Raw genomic sequence first — 18,567 nt, 5'->3', positions numbered from 1 at the left:
CAACACTCCATCGGAGGAGCACTCCATGAAGCTGTCCGTCCGTCTTGCCGGGCTCACCGCGCTCGCCGCCCTCCTGGCCACCGCCTGCGCGCCCCAGACCTCCTCGAACTCCTCCTCCGACAAGGACGAGCAGACCGGCACACTGCGCGTGTGGCTGTTCCAGGAGGTCGGTAACGCACCCAAGGAAAAGGTCGTCGACTCGGTCGTCGCCGACTTCGAGAAGGCCCACAAGGGCACCAAGGTCGACGTCGAGTACATCCCCATCGACACCCGCGCCCAACGCGTCAAGGCCGCGTTCAACGACCCGGACTCCGCTCCGGACGTCATGGAGTACGGCAACACCGACACGGCCGGTTACGTGAAGGACGGCGGACTCCTCGACGTCACCGGGGAGTTCGGGGACTGGAGCGAGGCGAAGGACACCGACCCGACGGCGCAGCAGTCCGTGACGGTGGACGGCAAGATCTACGGCGCGCCCTTCTACGTCGGCGTCCGCGCTCTCTACTACCGCACCGACGTCTTCGAGGAGCTGGGCCTCGAACCGCCGAAGACCATGGCCGAGCTGGCCACCACCGCCCGGAAGATACGCGCGGCGAAGCCCGGCCTCTACGGGCTCGTGGTCGGCGGCGCGTACACCTACGGCGCGATGCCGTTCGTGTGGGCCAATGGCGGGGAACTCGCGAACGGCAAGGGCGGTTCGTACGCCTCCGGAATCGACGGCCCCGAAGCGCAGAAGGGCATCAAGGCGTACACGTCCCTGTTCGGCGACGACAACTGCCCGGCAGCCAAGTGCGCGGGCATGGGCGGCAACGACACGATCTCCGCGTTCGCCGCGGGCAAGGCGGGCATGGCGATCGGCGGCGACTTCAGCCACACCGCCGTCGAGGCCGGGAAGGTCAAGGGCAAGTACGCCGTCGTCCCGCTGCCGGGCGTGAAGCCCGGCTCGATCGCCCCCGCCTTCGCGGGCGGCAACAACATCGGCGTCCTGAAGAGCACGTCCCACCGCACGCTCGCCGTCGACCTGATGGAACAGCTCGCCTCGAAGAAGACACAGTCCGCACTCTTCGACGCGATGGGCTTCCTGCCGACCTTCACGGACGTACGGCAGCAGGTCGCCGCGAAGGAGCCGTTCGTGAAGCCCTTCGTGCGGACCCTCTCCGCCGGCACCAAATTCGTCCCCGCGTCGCCCGCCTGGGCCCAGATCGACTCCTCCCTCGTCCTGCCGACGATGTTCCAGGAGGTCATCAGCGGCAAGAAGGACGTGCCCGAAGCCTCCGAGGACGCCGCGAAGAAGATGAACGCCGCGTTCGGCTCCGCCGGGTGACCCGCATGACCGACCGCGGTTCCGTACCGGCGCCCGTGGCCGTCGCGGCACCGGCCGCGAGTGCCCCCCAGCCCCCGCCTGCGGCCGGTGACGCACGGGGCGGTCGCACCGTGCGCCGGGCCGGGCGGGAGGGTGGCGGCTGGACGCCCTGGCTGTATCTCGCGCCTGCCCTGGTCGTGCTCGGCGGACTGCTCGTCTACCCCATCTACCAGCTCGGCCTGATCTCCTTCTTCCAGTACACGCAGGCCCAGGTCAGCGGCGGGGAGCCGACCACCTTCCGCGGGTTCGCGAACTACACCGAGCTGTTCGGGGACCCGCGGTTCTGGCAGGTGCTGCTCGCCACGGTGCTGTTCGCCGCGGCCTGTGTGGTCTCCACCCTCGCGGTCGGCTGCGCCCTCGCCGTCCTCCTCACCCGCGTACGGGTCCTGCCGCGGCTCGCGTTGATGCTGGCCGCCCTGGGCGCGTGGGCGACCCCCGCCGTGACCGGCTCCACGGTGTGGTTGTTCCTCTTCGACCCGGACTTCGGGCCGGTGAACCGGATGCTGGGCCTCGGCGACCACTCGTGGACGTACGGGCGGCTCAGCGCCTTCTTCCTCGTCCTGCTCGAAGTGGTGTGGTGCTCCTTCCCGTTCGTGATGGTGACGGTGTACGCCGGTATCCGCGCCGTACCCACCGAGGTCCTGGAGGCCGCCTCCCTCGACGGCGCCTCGCAGTGGCGCATCTGGCGTTCCGTGCTCGCCCCGATGCTCCGGCCGATCCTGGTCGTCGTCACCATCCAGTCGGTCATCTGGGACTTCAAGGTCTTCACCCAGATCTACGTCATGACGAACGGCGGCGGCATCGCCGGCCAGAACCTCGTCCTCAACGTCTACGCCTACCAGCAGGCCTTCGCGTCCTCGCAGTACAGCCTCGGCTCGGCGATCGGCGTCGTGATGCTGCTGATCCTGCTCGCCGTCACGCTGGTCTATCTGCGATTGCTGCGTCGGCAGGGGGAGGAACTGTGAACCTGCCACGCGTACGGGTGCGCCGCCCGGGGAGGCTGGCCGCCGAGGCCTCCGCCCTGCTGATCGCCGTCGTCGTCGCCTTCCCCCTTTACTGGATGGTGCTCAGCGCCTTCAAACCGGCCGGGGAGATCGAGTCGAGCCGGCCGAGACCGTGGACGCTCGCGCCCTCCCTGGATTCCTTCCGGCGCGTCTTCGGGCAACAGGAATTCGGCCGTTACTTCGTCAACAGCCTCGTCGTCGCCGGCTGTGTGGTGATCGCCTCCGCGCTCATCGCGTTTCTCGCCGCGACCGCCGTGACACGATTCCGGTTCCGCCTGCGGACCACCCTGCTGATCATGTTTCTGGTGGCCCAGATGGTGCCCGTGGAAGCCCTCACGATCCCCCTCTTCTTCCTCATGCGGGACTTCGGTCAGCTCAACACGCTGGGTTCGCTGATCCTGCCCCACATCGCCTTCTCGCTGCCCTTCGCGATCTGGATGCTGCGGGGGTTCGTGAAAGCCGTTCCCGAGGCGCTGGAGGAGGCCGCGTACATCGACGGGGCGAGCCGGGCGCGTTTCCTGTGGCAGATCCTTTTCCCGCTCGTCCTGCCGGGCCTCGTGGCCACCAGCGTGTTCTCCTTCATCTCCGCCTGGAACGACTTCCTGTTCGCCAAGTCGTTCATCATCAGTGACACGTCCCAGTCGACGCTGCCGATGGCCCTGCTCGTCTTCTACAAGCCCGACGACCCGGACTGGGGCGGGGTCATGGCCGCCTCCACGGTGATGACGATCCCGGTCCTGGTCTTCTTCGTACTCGTACAGCGCCGTCTGGTCTCCGGACTGGGCGGAGCGGTGAAGGACTGACGTGACCGAACTGATTCCGGCGCCCCGCAGTGCCGTCGCCGGTTCCGGCGAGGTGCGGTTGACGCGGCACTCCCGGCTCTACGCCGACACCGTGACGGAAGGCGTCGGCCGCTGGCTCGGCGCCGCCCTCCGGCAGGCCACCGGCCTGCCGTTGCGCGAGGGGCGGGAGCTCGGCGAGGCCGAGGGCGGCATCGGGCTGCGCCTCGACCCCGGACTCGGCCCCGAGGAGTACCGCCTCGTCAGCGACGGCTTCGGCGTCCTCATCGAGGGCGGCAGCGCGGCCGGTGCCTTCTGGGGCGCCCAGAGCCTGCGGCAGCTCCTCGGCCCCGACGCGTACCGCAGGGCCCCGGTGGACCGCGACCGCGTCTGGACCGTGCCGCACCTCACGATCGAGGACGCCCCGAGGTTCCGCTGGCGCGGCCTGATGCTGGACGTCGCCCGGCACTTCACGCCCAAGGAAGGCGTCCTGCGTTACCTCGATCTGATGACGGCGCACAAACTGAACGTCTTCCACTTCCATCTGACGGACGACCAGGGCTGGCGCATCGAGATCAAGCGGCATCCCCGGCTGACGGAGATCGGATCCTGGCGGGCCCGGACGAAAATCGGCCACCGCGCGTCACCGCTGTGGGAGGAGAAACCGCACGGGGGCCACTACACCCAGGACGACATCCGGGAGATCGTCGCCTACGCCGCCGAGCGGCATATCACCGTCGTCCCCGAAATCGACGTGCCCGGTCACTCGCAGGCCGCCATCGCCGCGTACCCGGAACTCGGCAACACCGACGTCATCGACACGACCGCCCTCTCCGTCTGGGACACCTGGGGAATCAACCCGAACGTACTCGCCCCCACTGACGACACCCTGCGCTTCTACGAGGGGGTCCTCGAGGAAGTACTCGAGCTGTTCCCCTCGGAGTTCGTCCACATCGGCGGCGACGAATGCCCCAAGGACCAGTGGCGGCGGTCGGCGGCCGCCCAGGCCCGCATCAGGGAACTCGGGCTCGCCGACGAGGACGAGCTCCAGTCCTGGTTCATCGGGCACTTCGACAACTGGCTCTCCGCGCGCGGGCGCCGGCTCATCGGCTGGGACGAGATCCTGGAGGGCGGGCTGGCGAAGGGCGCGGCCGTGTCCTCCTGGCGCGGCTACGCCGGTGGCATCGCCGCCGCCCGGGCCGGCCACGACGTCGTCATGTGCCCCGAGCAGCAGGTGTACCTGGACCACCGTCAGGCCCCGGGCCCCGAGGAGCCGGTACCGATCGGGTGGGTGCGCACCCTGGAGGACGTCTACCGGTTCGAGCCGGTTCCACCGGAGTTGTCACCCGAGGAGGCCCGGCATGTGCTGGGCACCCAGGCCAACGTGTGGACCGAGGTGATGGAGGACCGGTCGCGCGTGGACTACCAGACCTTCCCCCGGCTCGCGGCCTTCGCCGAGGTCGCCTGGAGCGCCCTGCCCGCCCCGGCGGAACGGGACTTCGCGGGTTTCGAGCGCCGCATGACGGCCCACTACGGGCGGCTCGACGCCCTGGGCGTCGCTTACCGGCCACCCTCCGGCCCCCTGCCCTGGCAACGGCGCCCCGGGGTGCTGGGCCGCCCGATCGACGGCCTGCCGCCCCACCGGTAGCACCCGGCGCCGTCGAGACCGAACAGGTCGAACAGGCAACAGAAAATGCGCACAAGGGTCACCGAAAGTGCCAATCGGCATGCACTGGCGAACCCATCCGAAAACGGACCATCTCCCCAGCGAGGTGGGCGAATGCCTCCTAGTGGACCCGTGTCTTCGGCTCTCGCCAAGATGTGCCAGAGTTGCCACGTCCGCCCTGTCAGCACGTACCGTACGGCAGCACAGGTGGGACCAGGTGGGGCAGCGGGAAGGGGCAGCCGGTTTGACCACGCACGCACCGCAGGCGGCGCAGGCCGTCACGCTGCCCACGACGCTGGACGAGGCCGTGGCGGCACTCCACGCCGTGCCCGCCGCCGTGCCCGTCGCGGGCGGCACCGACCTGATGGCCGCCGTCAACTCCGGCCAGCTCAGGCCCGCCGCGCTGGTGGGACTCGGCCGGATCAGCGAGATCCGTGGCTGGCAGTACCAGGACGGTCACGCGCTGCTCGGCGCGGGCCTCACGCACGCGCGCATGGGCCGCCCCGACTTCGCGGCCCTGATCCCGGCGCTCGCCGCCGCCGCGCGCGCCGCGGGCCCGCCGCACATCCGCAACGCGGGCACCCTCGGCGGGAACATCGCATCGGCCGCCCCCACCGGGGACGCGCTGCCGGTGCTGGCCGCCCTGGAGGCGACCCTGATCGTCGCGGGCCCGGGCGGAGCCCGTCGGGAGATCCCGGTGTCGCACCTGCTGGCGGGCATGGACATGCTGCGCGCCGGTGAACTCATCGGCTACGTGCGCGTGCCGCTGCTGCACGCCCCGCAGGTGTTCCTGAAGGCGACCGGCCGGACCGGCCCGGGGCGCGCGGTGGCGTCCGTCGCCCTGGTCCTGGACCCCGCACGCCGGGGCGTGCGCTGCGCGGTGGGCGCCATAGCGCCGATGCCGCTGCGGCCCCTGGAGGCCGAGCAGTGGGTGGGCCGGCTCATCGACTGGGACAACAACCGCGCGATCGTGCCGGAGGCGCTGGGCGCCTTCGGGGAGTACGTCGCCGCGGCCTGCATCCCCGACGCGGCCCCGGCCGAGGACGGCTCCGTACCACAGCTTCCGCCCGCCGTACTGCACTTGCGGCGCACCGTCGCCGCGCTGGCCCGACGAGCACTGGGGAGGGCGCTGTCGTGACCGACGACCAGCACGGAGAGGGCACGCCCCGGGGCGGGGGCCGCTGGGACCCACTGCCCCAGGGCGAGTACGACGACGGCGCCACCGCCTTCGTCGAACTCCCCGAGGGGGGCGTCGACGCCCTGCTGGCCGCCGACAGCCCCCTCGCCGCGCCCGGCCACGGCTACGTACCGCCGCAGATCGCGGTCGACCCCGCCATGACCGCCGGAATCGACCCGGCGGCCACGGGCTGGCCGGTGCCCGGTGCACCCGTCGACGGCGCCCAGTGGCACGACCCGCACGCGGCGCACCACCAGGGCTACGAGCACGAGCACGGCGGGCACCAGCAGCACGGGCATGACGTGGGGGAGCAGCCGTACGAGACCCCCTACGGCTCCGCTGCCCCCTACGGCTCCGACACCCCGTACGGCGCCGGTACGCCGTACGGCACCGGCACGCCGTACGGCTCGGGCCCGGACCACGGGCAGCAGGGCACTGACGACCGGTTCACGTACAACCCGGGCACCGGCGGACAGTGGGACTTCGAAGAAACGGCGGCGGAGACCACGCCCGGCCACGACGTGACCGGGCAGTGGTCCATCCCCGTCGCCGGGGGTGACCTTCCGGACGAGTCGGGCGAGTTCACCACCTCCTCGCTGGTCGAGCAGTGGGGCGGCACCCCGCCGCCCACGCTGCCCGGCGGCGCCCCCGCGCCGTGGGCGACACAGGCGGCGGGCCGGCCGTGGGGGCAGCAGGACCCGGCGGCCCAGGACCCGGCGGCACCGGCCTACCCGCACGAGCACGACCAGGAGCACGGGCGGCAGGACGCCGCCGCGTCGGCCTTCCCATACGCGCCGGAGCAGCCGCCCGCCGCCCTCCCGCAGCAGACGGACCAGGCCGACCAGGGCGACCAGGCGGACCAGACGGCTGGTCAGGCCCCGGCAGCGCCCGAGAGCACCGGTCACGCGGGGGAGGACCACGACGACGGCGGCGGTTACGCGCCGCAGCCGTACGAGGATGCCGGTCACGCGGCCGAGCCGTCCGGGTTCGCCGACCACGGGCCGGAGGCCTCCGGTTTCACCGACCATGGCTCGGAGCACTCCGGCTTCACCGATCACGGGCCGGAGCACTCCGGCTTCGCCGACAGTGGGCCGGACGGGGAGGAACACTCCGGCTTCGCCGGTCACGAAGCGGAACCGTCCGGCCTGTCCGGCCAGGGGCCGGAGCCGTCGGGCGCCCCCGATCAGCCGCAGGAGCCGTCCGGCCCTGCCGGTGACCCGACCGATCACGCCGCTCCGGCCGCGCACGCCCACGAGTACGCCGGGTCCGAGCAGCCCACCCCCACCGCGTCGCCCCAGCCGGACCCCGAAACCCCCGGGGAGTTCCCCGGCGACCCCGCACCCGGGGCATCCGAGGCACCCTCGGCCGACCCCGTCGTGCCGCCGGAGCCCGCCCAGGAATCCTCACAGCCCGCCCTCGGGCCCAGTGAGGCCGTCGAGGACGCCCCAGAGGCCGCAGAGGGCGCTGAAGGCCCTGCCGAGCCGTCCCCGGGGCCCCTCCCGGCCCTGGCGGACGCGGACGCCGGACCGGAGGCCGCCGACGCCGACGCGGACGCCCCGGCCCCGGACGACTCGCCGGCCGCCCGGCACGAGGGGACCGGAACCCCGCACCACGGGACCGGGACCTCGCACGCCGAGCCCGGGACCCCTGACGACCCGGCCGCCCAACCCCACGACGCTCCTCCCACGATGCCGCAGGAGGAGCACCCCCTCGCCTCGTACGTCCTGCGCGTCAACGACACCGAGCGCCCCGTCACCGACGCGTGGATCGGCGAGTCCCTGCTGTACGTGCTGCGCGAGCGGCTCGGTCTCGCGGGGGCCAAGGACGGCTGCTCGCAGGGGGAGTGCGGGGCGTGCAACGTCCAGGTCGACGGACGGCTCGTGGCGTCCTGCCTGGTCCCCGCCGTGACCGCCGCCGGCAGCGAGGTCCGTACCGTCGAGGGCCTGGCCGAGGACGGGCAGCCGTCGGACGTGCAGCGGGCGCTCGCGCGCTGCGGCGCCGTGCAGTGCGGCTTCTGCGTACCGGGCATGGCGATGACCGTGCACGACCTCCTGGAAGGCAACCCGGCGCCGACCGAGCTGGAGACCCGTCAGGCACTCTGCGGCAACCTGTGCCGCTGCTCCGGCTACCGGGGCGTGGTGGACGCCGTGAAGGAGGTCGTCGCCGAACGCGAGGCGCACGCCGCGCCCGCCGACGGCGACACCGGCGAGCCCCGTATCCCGCACCAGGCGGGCCCGGGGGCGGGCGGCGTCAACCCGTCGGCCTTCGGTTCGCCCCCGGAAACGCACGCGCCGGAAGCACACTCCCCGGGCCCGCACGCCCCGGACGCGCACTCCCCAGACCCCCATGACCAGCCCTACGGCCAGGACGGAGGCCCCGCGTGAGCAACGAAGCAGCCACCGCGCAGGCCGCGCAGGCCGCGGAGGCCGCCCCCGCTCCCGAACCGCTGCCGCACGGCCTCGGCGCCTCCCTCCCGGCCGCCGACGCCCGCGCGAAGACGGAGGGCACCTTCCCGTACGCCGCCGACCTGTGGGCCGAGGGCCTGCTGTGGGCGGCCGTGCTGCGCTCACCGCACCCGCACGCGCGCATCGTCTCCATCGACACCAGCCACGCGCGTGAGATGCCCGGCGTCCGTGCCGTCGTCACGCACGAGGACGTCCCTGGCCGCGCGCTGCACGGCCGCGGCAAGGCCGACCGTCCGGTCTTCGCCTCCGAGGTCGTGCGCCACCACGGCGAGCCCATCGCCGCCGTGGCCGCCGACCACCCGGACACCGCGCGCATGGCCGCCGCCGCGGTCATCGTCGAGTACGAGGTGCTCGACCCGGTGACCGACCCGGAACAGGCCTTCGAGGCCGAGCCGTTGCACCCCGACGGCAACCTGATCCGGCACATCCCGCTGCACCACGGCGACCCGGAGGCGGCCGGCGAGATCGTCGTCGAGGGCCTGTACCGCATCGGCCGCGCGGACCCGGCGCCCATCGGCGCCGAGGCGGGCCTGGCCGTACCGCGCCCGGACGGCGGCGTGGAGCTGTACCTCGCCTCCACCGACCCGCACGCCGACCGCGACACCGCCGCCGCCGCCTTCGCCCTGGAACCCGAGCGCGTCAAGGTCGTCGTCACCGGTGTCCCCGGCGCCACGGCCGACCGCGAGGACCAGAGCTTCCAGCTCCCGCTCGGCCTTCTGGCGCTGCGCACGGGCTGCCCGGTGAAACTCGCGGCCACCCGCGAGGAGTCCTTCCTCGGCCACGCCCACCGGCACCCCACCCTCCTGCGCTACCGCCACCACGCCGACGCCGAGGGCAGACTCGTCAAGGTCGAGGCGCAGATCCTGCTCGACGCGGGCGCCTACGCCGACACCTCCGCCGACGCCCTGGCCGCCGCCGTCGGCTTCGCCTGCGGCCCGTACGTCGTCCCGAACGCCTTCATCGAGGGCTGGGCCGTCCGCACCAACAACCCCCCGTCCGGCCACGTACGCGGCGAAGGGGCCATGCAGGTCTGCGCCGCCTACGAGGCGCAGATGGACAAGATCGCGAAGAAGCTCGGCCTCGACCCGGCCGAGGTACGGCTGATCAACGCCATGGCGACGGGCGACGTCCTCCCGACCGGCCAGACGGTGACGTGCCCGGCCCCGGTCGCCGAACTCCTCCAGGCGGTACGGGACTTCCCCCTCCCCCCGCTGCCCAAGGACACCCCCGAGGAGGACTGGCTGCTGCCCGGCGGCCCCGAGGGCGCGGGCGAACCGGGCGCGGTGCGCCGGGGCGTCGGCTACGGCCTCGGCATGGTGCACATGCTCGGCGCCGAGGGCGCGGACGAGGTCTCCACGGCGACCGTGAAGGTCCACGACGGTGTGGCGACGGTGCTGTGCGCGGCCGTCGAGACCGGCCAGGGCTTCACCACCCTCGCCCGGCAGATCGTGCAGGAGACCCTCGGCATAGACGAGGTGCACGTGGCGCCGGTCGACACCGACCAGCCCCCCGCGGGCCCGGGCTGCCGCGGCCGGCACACCTGGGTGTCGGGCGGCGCGGTGGAGCGCGCGGCCAAGATGGTCCGTACGCAGCTCCTCCAGCCGCTCGCCCACAAGTTCGGCATGTCCACGGAGCTCCTCCAGATCACCGACGGCAAGATCACCTCGTACGACGGGGTCCTCTCGACGACCGTCACCGAGGCGCTGGACGGCAAGGAACTGTGGGCCACCGCGCAGTGCCGCCCGCACCCGACCGAGCCGCTGAACGAGGCCGGCCAGGGCGACGCCTTCGTCGGCATGGCCTTCTGCGCCATCCGCGCGGTGGTGGACGTCGACATCGAGATCGGTTCCGTACGGGTCGTGGAACTGGCCGTCGCCCAGGACGTGGGACGGGTCCTGAACCCGACCCAGCTGGCCGCCCGCATCGAGGCGGGCGTGACGCAGGGCGTGGGCATCGCGCTCACCGAGAACCTCCGCACGCCGCGCGGCCTGATCCGCCACCCCGACCTGACCGGATACGCCCTGCCCACGGCCCTCGACGCGCCCGACATCCGCATCGTCAGGCTCGTCGAGGAACGGGACGTGGTCGCGCCCTTCGGGGCGAAGGCGGTCAGCGCGGTGCCGGTGGTGACGTCCCCGGCGGCGATCGCGTCCGCCGTACGGGCCGCCACGGGCCGCCCCGTGAACCGGCTGCCGATCCGCCCGCAGGCCGCGGTGGTCACGGAACGGTCCTGACCGCTCGGATGGACGGGGTCGTGCGGGCCGCGCACGTCCGCGGGCCGCGTTCCGGCGCATGATCGTCTCCGGCCGGCAGGGGTACGTCCCCGGCGCGGACGACGAGGCGCGGTCCCAGCTCCTCCTGCGTTGCAGGACGTGGTGCTCGGCGAGGACCTGACCACGTACGTCGGTCTGGTGCGCACCCGCCCGCTGCACGTGGTCGTCCTCGCGCCGAGCCCCGAGGCGGTGGCCACCCGGGAAGCGGCCCGCTCGAAGACGGGTTACGGCGCGGGCTGGACGGTCGGGGCACTGGACCGGGTACTGCGCACGCGGACCCCACGCATCGGACTGTGGCTGGACACCGCGGAGCTGACGGTGGGACAGACGGTGAAGGCGATTCTGGCGGAAAGGGAACGCGCGAGGGTCCTCTGAGCGTCATCTGAAGTGAGCGCTTTCCCAGTCACGGGACGCGCGTCGCTGTTCCGGGGCGTTGTCAGTGGTGGGGCGTAGTGTTCTGGGCAGTTGGGGGACGGCTGCCGGACCTGGCCGGGCGGTCTGCCGTGCCCCGCCAGGGGACGGTGAGCAAGCACATGCGGGGGAGCCCATGAGTACGACCGACGCCGGTACCGCGGTGATCACCCTGACCGAGGCCGAGCTGGACCCGTGGGTGACGCACGCGTCGACCCGGCACTGGCTGACCGGCCCCGGACTGCCCTCCGACAACGGTGTCGTGAGCTTCACCGAGCTGCGCCGGGAGGGTCTGCGGAGCGTGGCGGACTCGACGGGCCAAGCGTCGTCGGACCGGCTGTCGGCGGAGCTGCGCGAGCAGCTGGTGATAGGCGGACTGCTGGGACCCGGCGGTCTGGAGACGGAGTCGGTCCTGCTGGACGGCGCGACCGGCGAGATCTCGACGACGTACCTCCTGCACGACCGCCCCGACCTGGACCTGATGGACCGCCGCCCCCTGGCGCCCTCCCTGCGGACGCTGGTCCGTTTCGCCGAGGCGACGGACGAACTGGCGGGTCTGCGCGGCCAGTTCGCCTCCTACGCCGGCCGCTACGGCCCGAAGGCTGTCGCGGAGGCCTCACAGCACCTGCTCTCGGTCTTCCGCGACGGGACGGACGGCGAACCTGCCCCGTTCTGGAAGATGGCGGCCCTGATCCGCCCCCTGTCCCTGGTGGCGGGCCGGGGCGGCGTGTCAGGCCTGGCCCTGGACCTTCCCCACCGCCTGCTGGACCAGGAGTTCGGCCCCGGCAAGGTGGCCCGCTTCGAGGACGTCGACTTCCCCACGACCCTCACCCACGAGCCGACCCGCCGCTTCCTGCGCGAGGTGGGCCTCCCGGAGGACGCCCACGTCTTCTCCCTCGACACGGACGTCCCCCTGGCGACGCTGGCCGAGTACTACGCCGAGGCGGACGACCTGACGCAGCTCCCCTCCGGCGCCCACCGCCTGATACGCCTCGGCCACCTGGTCGAGGACAACAGCCTGGTCATCGACGGCGAGACGGGCGCGGTCCTCAACTGGAGCGAACCCGACGCGACACTGCACCCCCTGAACACGGACGTATCGACCCTCGCCTTCACCCTCTGGCTGCTGCACCGCGAGCGGGCGATAGACGCCGGTTCGTCCCACGAGCTGACGACCGACACGTACGACCAGCTGGCCATGACGATGCTCCAGGTCCTGGCGGCGGTCGACCCGACGGGCATCAGCGCGGGCGGGCCGGGCCGGCACTACTGGACGGACGCGTTCCAGGACGAGGCGGGTGGGGTGCTGTAGGAGGCGGCCGGTGCTCGAGAACCGGTGTCACCGGGGCAGCGGGCGGAGCACCGCTCCCAGGACCCGCTCCGCCGGGAAGTAGCCCACGCGGCGCGAGTCGAAGCTGACGGCGGGATTGTCACCCAGCAGGACCAGTCTGCCCGGCGGTACACGAGTCTCGGGGACGTGCGCGAGCGCGGGAATCCGCTCGTGCGGCACGGGGTCGCCCGGCGCGGCGGCCACGCGCTTGATCAGCCAGTCGCGTCCGGTCACCGCGTGCGCGGCGGAGTCACGCGCCAGCGGCGGCCGGTGCCAGCCCCGCCCGGGCACCGGTCGCTCCACCACGACCACCTGGCCGGGCGTGAATCGGGAGTCCCGGCGGACGAGGACGCGGTCTCCGTCGCGGTACGTCGGCTCCATGCTGGTGCCGCGCACCGTGACGGCCACCAGCCGGCGTCCGAGCAGGACGGCGGTCGCGCCGAGGCCCGCGGCCAGTGCCGCGGCGCCACCGCCCACCAGCAGCCATCCCCGCGGCGCCGCCCTGGTCCCGGCGTCCGCCCTGTGCCGGGGTGATGGCGTGGTCGTCATGTCCCTCCCAGGTGCGCCGGCTCTCCTTCGGCCTCGGACCCGTAACCGGCGGCCTGGAGGCTGAAGAGGCGGGCGTAGCGCCCGCCCGCGGCCATGAGTTCGGTGTGGTGTCCCTGTTCGACGACGCGCCCTTCGGCGAGGACGACGATGAGGTCGGCCTCCCGTACGGCTCCGAGCCGGTGCGAGATGAGCAGGCTGGTCCGTCCGCCGCGGTGCCGCGCGAGGGCGGTGTGGATCTCGTGCTCCGCCTCTGCGTCGAGACCGGCGGAGGGCTCGTCGAGGATCATCAGGTCGCGGCGGGCCCTGAGGAACGCGCGCGCCAGCGCCAGCCGCTGCCACTGGCCGCCGGAGAGCACCACGCCGGTGCTCGGGTCATCCCGGTCCGACTCCATGAGGAACATCCGGGACAACAGCGTGTCATAGCCGTGCGGGAGCCCCGCGAGCGTGTCGTGGATGCCTGCCCGCCCCGCGGAGAGCTCGATCCGCCGGCGGTCGTCGAGGGCGCTCAGGTCCCCCATGGCGATGTTCTCCGCCGCGGTCATGTCGTAGTGCATGTAGTCCTGGAACACCGCGCCGATCCGACGGCGCAGCTCGGCCGCGTCGACGTGGCGGATGTCCACACCGTCCCACAGGACGGCGCCGCGGGTGGGGTCGTAGAACCGGCAGAGCAGTTTCACCAGCGTGGATTTGCCCGCTCCGTTCAGGCCGACGAGCGCGACGGTCGTGCCGTACGGAATGCGGAGGGACACGCCGCGCAGCACCCACGGGTGGTCTTCGGAGTACCGGAACCAGACGTCGCGCAGCTCGATGCCCTGCCGCAGCGGAGGCAGGGCCGCAGGGCGCCCGGCGGTCGGCAGGTCCGGCTCGGCCGTGGTCACGGTGAGGTAGTGGTCGAGCATCAGCAGGGCCTGGTGCGAGCGGGCGACCTCGGCCGCGAGCGTGGCCAGGGCGGCCTGCACGCCGGCCACCGCCGCGGCGAACATCGTGATGCCGCCCACCGACAGGGCCCCGGCCCGCGCCGCGCTCACCGCCCACAGCAGTCCGCCGCCCGACACCAGTGCGGCCAGCAGCGCGAGTCCCGCCTGGAGCAGCACCTCCCGGCGGTCCATGGCCCGCTTGGCGGCGTTCGCGGTCCGCCGCTCGGTGAGCATGCGTCCGCGCAGGAAGCCGCCGATGCCGAACAGCCGTACCTCCTTGGCGGCTTCCACACTGGACAGCAGCTGCCCGTAGAACAGCTCGCGCCGTTCGGCGGGTCCGATGTCCCACAGCATGCGGGCTCGCCGGCGGGACAGGACGATCTCCGCGGCCAGCGTCGGCAGGCCCGCGGCCAGGACCAGGGTGGTCATCAGCGGGTTGAGCAGCAGCAACGAGCCGATGAATCCGGAGACGGTGAGGGTGGCGCGGATGATGCCGAGTGCCCCGTCGACGGTCTGGTTCGGCGTGCCGGACCCGGTCTGCTGGGCGAGGCGGAGCCGGTCGAGGAAGTGGGGGTCCTCGAAGCGGCCGATCCCGACGAAGCGTTCCACCGCGGTGAACAGCCGGTCCTGCGTGAGCAGTCCGACCTCGCGGTCCATCTCGGCCCGCAGGTACTGGTTGACCTGTGGCGTCACCCCGCCGACGACACCGACCGCGGCGAGGGCCGAGCCCAGCCCGAGGAGCGTACCCAGCTCCGCGCCGCGGACCAGGGCGTCCACCAGGAGCTTGGTCAGCCAGGCGGCCGCCACCGGAAGGACGCCCGCGACCAGCGTGATCCCCACGTAGAGGGCGAGTCGGCCGGGTGCGGCGCGGGCCGCGAGGGAGCAGGCGGTGGTGATCCGGCGCCACAGCGGGGAGGCATGAGGCTCGGTCATGCCGGCGCGGCGACGGGCTGGTCCAGTTCCACGTCGTTCGCCGTGACCACGAGGCGGCCGGTGGTGTCCGGTGCGACCCGCAGCACGGTGGGGAAGGCGGCGACCTGGCACGCGGCGCTCAGCGCGGAGTCCGTGTCCTCCTCCACCACGACACGGGCCACCGGCGCGAGTTCGGCCACGAACGGCCCGGCCAGGCCGGAGTCGCCCACCACCGCGGCCACCACGCGTTTCCGCCCGCCGGGGAAGGTCCGTGCGTACTCCACGAAGGCGGGCATCTTCTTCTTGCAGGGCTCGCACGTGGGAGAGAAGAACGCCACCAGGGTCTCGCCGTCCAGCGTCTCCCGGCAGAGTTCCTCGCCGTCCACGGTCGACGTCGAGAAGTCGGCGACCTGTTCACCCGTCGCGATCACCGGGGCTGCACCGAGGCCCCTGAGTTCCGACAGCTGGTCCGTGTGCTCACGCAGTCGCTTGATCACCCCCAGGGTGAGGACCAGATCCAGGGTGCAGAGCATTCCCACGAGCACGACGGCTGCGATCAGGAAGGCCATGGTGCGTCTCCTCTTTGCTCGCTGGAGGCCCGGGGCGGTTGCCCGGGCCCTTGTCGACGGAGGTGAACAGGGCGAAGAGGTCGTCCAGCACTGCCACGAGTCCACCCAGCAGCAGGCCGCCGGCGACCGCCACGGCCGTCCCGCCCGGATGTGCGGCGGCCGCCGTCGTGCCGGTGGCCGCACCGGTGGCCGCGACGGCGGTGAGAAGGACGTTGCGTACGACGTGCCGGGCGCCGAGCGGGGTCGCCGACGTGCCGAAACACCGGCACGAGGCACCCACACCCCGGCGTACCACCAGGGACACGCCGACCGTGAACGCCGTCAACAACAAGGCCGCCACAGTGAATCCGATGCGGGTGGCGAGGGCCGACGGCACGGCCAGCAACCCGCACACCGCGGTCTCCGCGATCAGCACGCACAGCGCGGCGGGCCGTGTCAGAGCCGGTGGCAGGAGCCGCATCTCCCCCAGGGACGCGGTGAAGGCGCCGAAGGCACCCTTGCCGAGCACCTTGCTGAGGGCTGAGGTCAGGAACACCATTCCCACGAGGGCGTGCATTCCTGTCACCAGGTACCGCACCGGGCATCTCCCCTGTCGCCACGATGCCCCGCCGGCCCGGAAGGGGGCGGCCGATGACGGTCGCACCTGCTCCCGCCCCGGGCCGGGAGGCTCCTCCGCGTGGGTGTCAGCAGTAGCAGCTGACGCGTCCGCAGTTGTAGGCACTGTCACAGCAGTAGGCCTTGCAGCCCGCGTTGTAGCCGCAGATGTCCTTGCACTGCCAGCAGGCCCCGAAGGTCATCCACTGGCACCACTGAGCCCCCGCCGAGGCGTCGACCTTGGGAACGAACCGTTCGAGCAGACTGCTCCCCAGCGCTTCGAGCTTTCCGAACACGTCCACACTCCTCACCTGGCTGAGCGGAATGGTTGGCTGTGCACCGGACACCTTGGCGCCGGCTCCCGCGGTGCGTCTTGTAAAAAAGGTGCACCGACGCCGAAGTCGACGTGAGCGGCCGAGACTGACCGGCTTCGCGTCGGATCCTCAGGTGGCCATCAGAATGCTGGTGACCTGCCCGCTGATCCGGTCCGGTGCCGGCGGCGCGGCCGGCGCCGCAGCACGGCGAGCGCGGAACTCCCGCAGGGTGCAGCCGGTCATTCCCCGGAAGTCCCGGGCCAGGTGCGCCTGGTCGTAGAAGCCGCATTCGCCTGCTATCCGGATCGGCTGGTGCCCTTCGGTCAGCAGACGCAGCACTCGGCGCAGTCTGAGCACGCGCGCCACCGACTTGGGCGTCAGGCCGATCTGCTCACGGAAGCGCCCGGCCAGGGTCCGCGGGGTCCACCCCGTCTCGGTGGCCAGCCGGCGGACCGGGACGGTGCCGGCGGTCCGGACGAGCCGGCGCCACGCCCAGATCACGCGGGGGTCGCACGGCGGCCCGGTGGCTGCCCATTGCAGCAGCACCGAATCCAGCAGTGCGAACCGCTCGGGCCAGCCGGGGGTGGCGGTCAGCGCTTCGGTCAGGGTGCGGACGCGACGTCCGAGGACCTCGCCGGGGTCGACGATGCTGTCGGCCAGTTCGTACATCGGGAGGCCGAGCAGTGAGAACGCCGCCCAGGGAGCGAGGACGACTTCCAGGCCGGTCAGGCGGCCGCTGTGCTCGCCGAGCGTGGCGTGGGTGTGCAGACCGGCCAGGACGGAGGTGTGGGAAGCCGCCGACCGTGGCTCGTCGGCGGCACGGATCACCAAGGGCTCGTCCTCGAGGTTGAGCATCAAGGTCACGGCGCCGTCGGGAACCTCGAGTCGCCGGCGCGGCCGGTCCAGCGTCAGACGGAATCCCCGGTACTCCCGTACCCCGGGACGCAGCCGGGCATCAGGGCGGGCCCCCACGCTCTCCCATGCCCCTGCGGGGCACGCCGAATGCTGCATTGTGTTCCCCCTCTTCTCGTCCGAGACGACTGGGAGTCCGGATCCTTCCTCGCAGGGGGGCAGGTTGAGACCCGTGCTTTCAGTCAACCCCAAGGTGGCCGAAGAGGGGGCGCAGAGAACTCGCCGGACGCCCCGGCTAGTCCGTCACCGGCACGCCCGGGGCGGCAGCAGGTGAACGGGGCTATCCAGGACGACTCCGACGCCGTGATCACACCAGCAGCCACGTCGTGATCATTCCACTCCGGCTGACCCCTCCAGCCGGGCGAAGGCGAGGACGTCGGGGACTGCCTCGCGCAGGCTCGTGAAGTGGCGGTGCACGCCGGTCACCGCAGCCGCGGCGTTGACCCCCCACACCGTCATGCCGGCCCGCAGTCCTGCCTCGACTCCGGACGGAGCGTCCTCAATGACCAGGCAGTTCTCGGGCTGGGCGCCGAGCTGTTCGGCGGCCAGCAGGTAGGGCACGGGCGACGGCTTACCTTCCGTCACTGCGGCGGCGTCCACAATGACGCGTGGGACCGGCAGAGCAGTCCGAGCGAATCGCCCACGCACCCGGTTCTCGTAGTTCGAGGTCACCAGAGCCCACGCCCCCAACGGCAGGGCGCCCAGCAGCTCCGACGCACCGTCGAATGCAGCGTAGACGCCGGACCGGACGTCCTCGTCCTCCAGTTCGTGCAGCGCAGCCAGACACTCCCTTGGATCCTGGTCCGGAGCCACTACCGCGAAGGTCTCCATCGGCCGCGTCCGCAGCGCCACCCGATAGACCTCATCTGCGTCCAGTCCGTACCGCCCCGCCCACGCTGCCCAGACTCGGCGCTGGTTCTCCACGGCGTCGATCAACGTGCCGTCGACATCGAAGAGAACGCACTTTCTGGGGCCGGACCGCACAAGCTCACTCGTCACATTGCGATCATGCCAGGAGCCTCGATCGCGAGGCTTGATCGATGTGCGGAACGTGGCTCCGCGCCACGGTCCGGTTGCGGCGGTCGTGAAGCAAGACGGAGACAGAGACGGAACGACTGGAAGGGCGGCACCCCGAAGGAGTGCCGCCCTTCCCTTTGCCTGGTCGGATACCAGAGGCCGTGGCGGGATTCGAACCCGCGTAACTCGCTTTGCAGGCGAGCCCCTCAACCACTCGGGCACACGGCCGTGTTCTTGAACCGGTGCAGTGACCGTAGGCCGGGGGCGAAGCGGTGTTCAAGGGCAGCCGCCGGGCTGCAACGGGACTGCCATACG

15 protein-coding genes, 1 tRNA gene and 1 pseudogene are annotated in these 18,567 nt (G+C 72.2%); 9 read left to right on the top strand and 8 right to left on the bottom strand.

Annotation, left to right across the window (positions count from 1 at the left end):
- The first annotated feature begins 25 nt into the window (after positions 1 to 25).
- From IE97_RS0119490 to IE97_RS0119450, 9 genes and pseudogenes are all read left to right on the top strand, one after another.
- On the top strand, positions 26 to 1,324 hold the full coding sequence (locus IE97_RS0119490; RefSeq protein ID WP_030241849.1) for an extracellular solute-binding protein: 1,299 nt from the start codon (positions 26 to 28) through the stop codon (positions 1,322 to 1,324).
- A 5-nt stretch (positions 1,325 to 1,329) separates the two neighbouring features.
- Positions 1,330 to 2,328 (top strand): carbohydrate ABC transporter permease, encoded by a 999-nt coding sequence (locus IE97_RS0119485; protein ID WP_051705044.1) that lies wholly within the window; start codon positions 1,330 to 1,332, stop codon positions 2,326 to 2,328.
- On the top strand, positions 2,325 to 3,170 hold the full coding sequence (locus tag IE97_RS0119480; RefSeq protein ID WP_030241840.1) for a carbohydrate ABC transporter permease: 846 nt from the start codon (positions 2,325 to 2,327) through the stop codon (positions 3,168 to 3,170). Before IE97_RS0119485 ends, IE97_RS0119480 begins: the two co-directional genes overlap by 4 nt.
- Position 3,171: 1 nt before the next feature.
- A complete protein-coding gene (locus tag IE97_RS0119475) occupies positions 3,172 to 4,794 on the top strand; it encodes a beta-N-acetylhexosaminidase (protein ID WP_030241835.1) in 1,623 nt (540 codons plus the stop codon).
- A 262-nt stretch (positions 4,795 to 5,056) separates the two neighbouring features.
- Entirely contained in the window at positions 5,057 to 5,950 is an 894-nt protein-coding gene (locus IE97_RS0119470; protein ID WP_030241831.1) for an FAD binding domain-containing protein, read from the top strand.
- Positions 5,947 to 8,373 carry a 2Fe-2S iron-sulfur cluster-binding protein gene (locus tag IE97_RS0119465; RefSeq protein WP_030241827.1) on the top strand — a complete coding sequence of 809 codons (2,427 nt, stop codon included), beginning with the start codon at positions 5,947 to 5,949 and terminating at the stop codon, positions 8,371 to 8,373. The genes IE97_RS0119470 and IE97_RS0119465 overlap by 4 nt, the downstream gene beginning before the upstream one ends.
- Entirely contained in the window at positions 8,370 to 10,688 is a 2,319-nt protein-coding gene (locus IE97_RS0119460; protein ID WP_030241823.1) for a xanthine dehydrogenase family protein molybdopterin-binding subunit, read from the top strand. Before IE97_RS0119465 ends, IE97_RS0119460 begins: the two co-directional genes overlap by 4 nt.
- Positions 10,685 to 11,102, top strand: a pseudogene (locus IE97_RS38570) (phosphotransferase). Before IE97_RS0119460 ends, IE97_RS38570 begins: the two are co-directional and overlap by 4 nt.
- 172 nt (positions 11,103 to 11,274) lie before the next feature.
- Positions 11,275 to 12,450: an SUKH-4 family immunity protein gene (locus tag IE97_RS0119450; protein WP_030241818.1), complete on the top strand. Its 1,176-nt coding sequence runs from the start codon at positions 11,275 to 11,277 to the stop codon at positions 12,448 to 12,450.
- A gap of 27 nt (positions 12,451 to 12,477) precedes the next feature.
- Here the strand turns inward: IE97_RS0119450 and IE97_RS0119445 are convergent, their stop codons facing one another.
- The 8 genes from IE97_RS0119445 to IE97_RS0119410 form a co-directional block, all read right to left on the bottom strand.
- Positions 12,478 to 13,017, bottom strand: coding sequence for a S26 family signal peptidase (locus tag IE97_RS0119445; RefSeq protein ID WP_078603299.1), 540 nt, complete (start codon positions 13,015 to 13,017; stop codon positions 12,478 to 12,480).
- A complete protein-coding gene (locus IE97_RS0119440) occupies positions 13,014 to 14,867 on the bottom strand; it encodes an ABC transporter ATP-binding protein (protein WP_051705040.1) in 1,854 nt (617 codons plus the stop codon). The genes IE97_RS0119445 and IE97_RS0119440 overlap by 4 nt, the downstream gene beginning before the upstream one ends.
- Entirely contained in the window at positions 14,864 to 15,415 is a 552-nt protein-coding gene (locus IE97_RS0119435; RefSeq protein WP_030241810.1) for a TlpA disulfide reductase family protein, read from the bottom strand. The genes IE97_RS0119440 and IE97_RS0119435 overlap by 4 nt, the downstream gene beginning before the upstream one ends.
- Positions 15,324 to 15,980: a MauE/DoxX family redox-associated membrane protein gene (locus tag IE97_RS40495; protein ID WP_324608017.1), complete on the bottom strand. Its 657-nt coding sequence runs from the start codon at positions 15,978 to 15,980 to the stop codon at positions 15,324 to 15,326. Before IE97_RS40495 ends, IE97_RS0119435 begins: the two co-directional genes overlap by 92 nt.
- 118 nt (positions 15,981 to 16,098) lie before the next feature.
- Positions 16,099 to 16,305, bottom strand: coding sequence for a hypothetical protein (locus tag IE97_RS0119425; protein WP_030241806.1), 207 nt, complete (start codon positions 16,303 to 16,305; stop codon positions 16,099 to 16,101).
- A gap of 147 nt (positions 16,306 to 16,452) precedes the next feature.
- Positions 16,453 to 17,295 (bottom strand): helix-turn-helix domain-containing protein, encoded by an 843-nt coding sequence (locus IE97_RS0119420; RefSeq protein ID WP_234310508.1) that lies wholly within the window; start codon positions 17,293 to 17,295, stop codon positions 16,453 to 16,455.
- Positions 17,296 to 17,565: 270 nt separating this feature from the next.
- Positions 17,566 to 18,234, bottom strand: a complete 669-nt coding sequence (locus tag IE97_RS0119415; protein ID WP_030241796.1) for an HAD family hydrolase — start codon at positions 18,232 to 18,234, stop codon at positions 17,566 to 17,568.
- 174 nt (positions 18,235 to 18,408) lie between these two features.
- Positions 18,409 to 18,480 (bottom strand) — tRNA-Cys (locus tag IE97_RS0119410).
- Positions 18,481 to 18,567 lie beyond the last annotated feature (87 nt).

The organism is Streptomyces sp. NRRL S-455 (genome assembly GCF_000717875.1).
Lineage (GTDB): Bacteria > Actinomycetota > Actinomycetes > Streptomycetales > Streptomycetaceae > Streptomyces.
The sequence above is the reverse complement of the archived record's forward strand: the minus strand, read 5'-3'. Positions and strand labels throughout refer to the sequence as shown.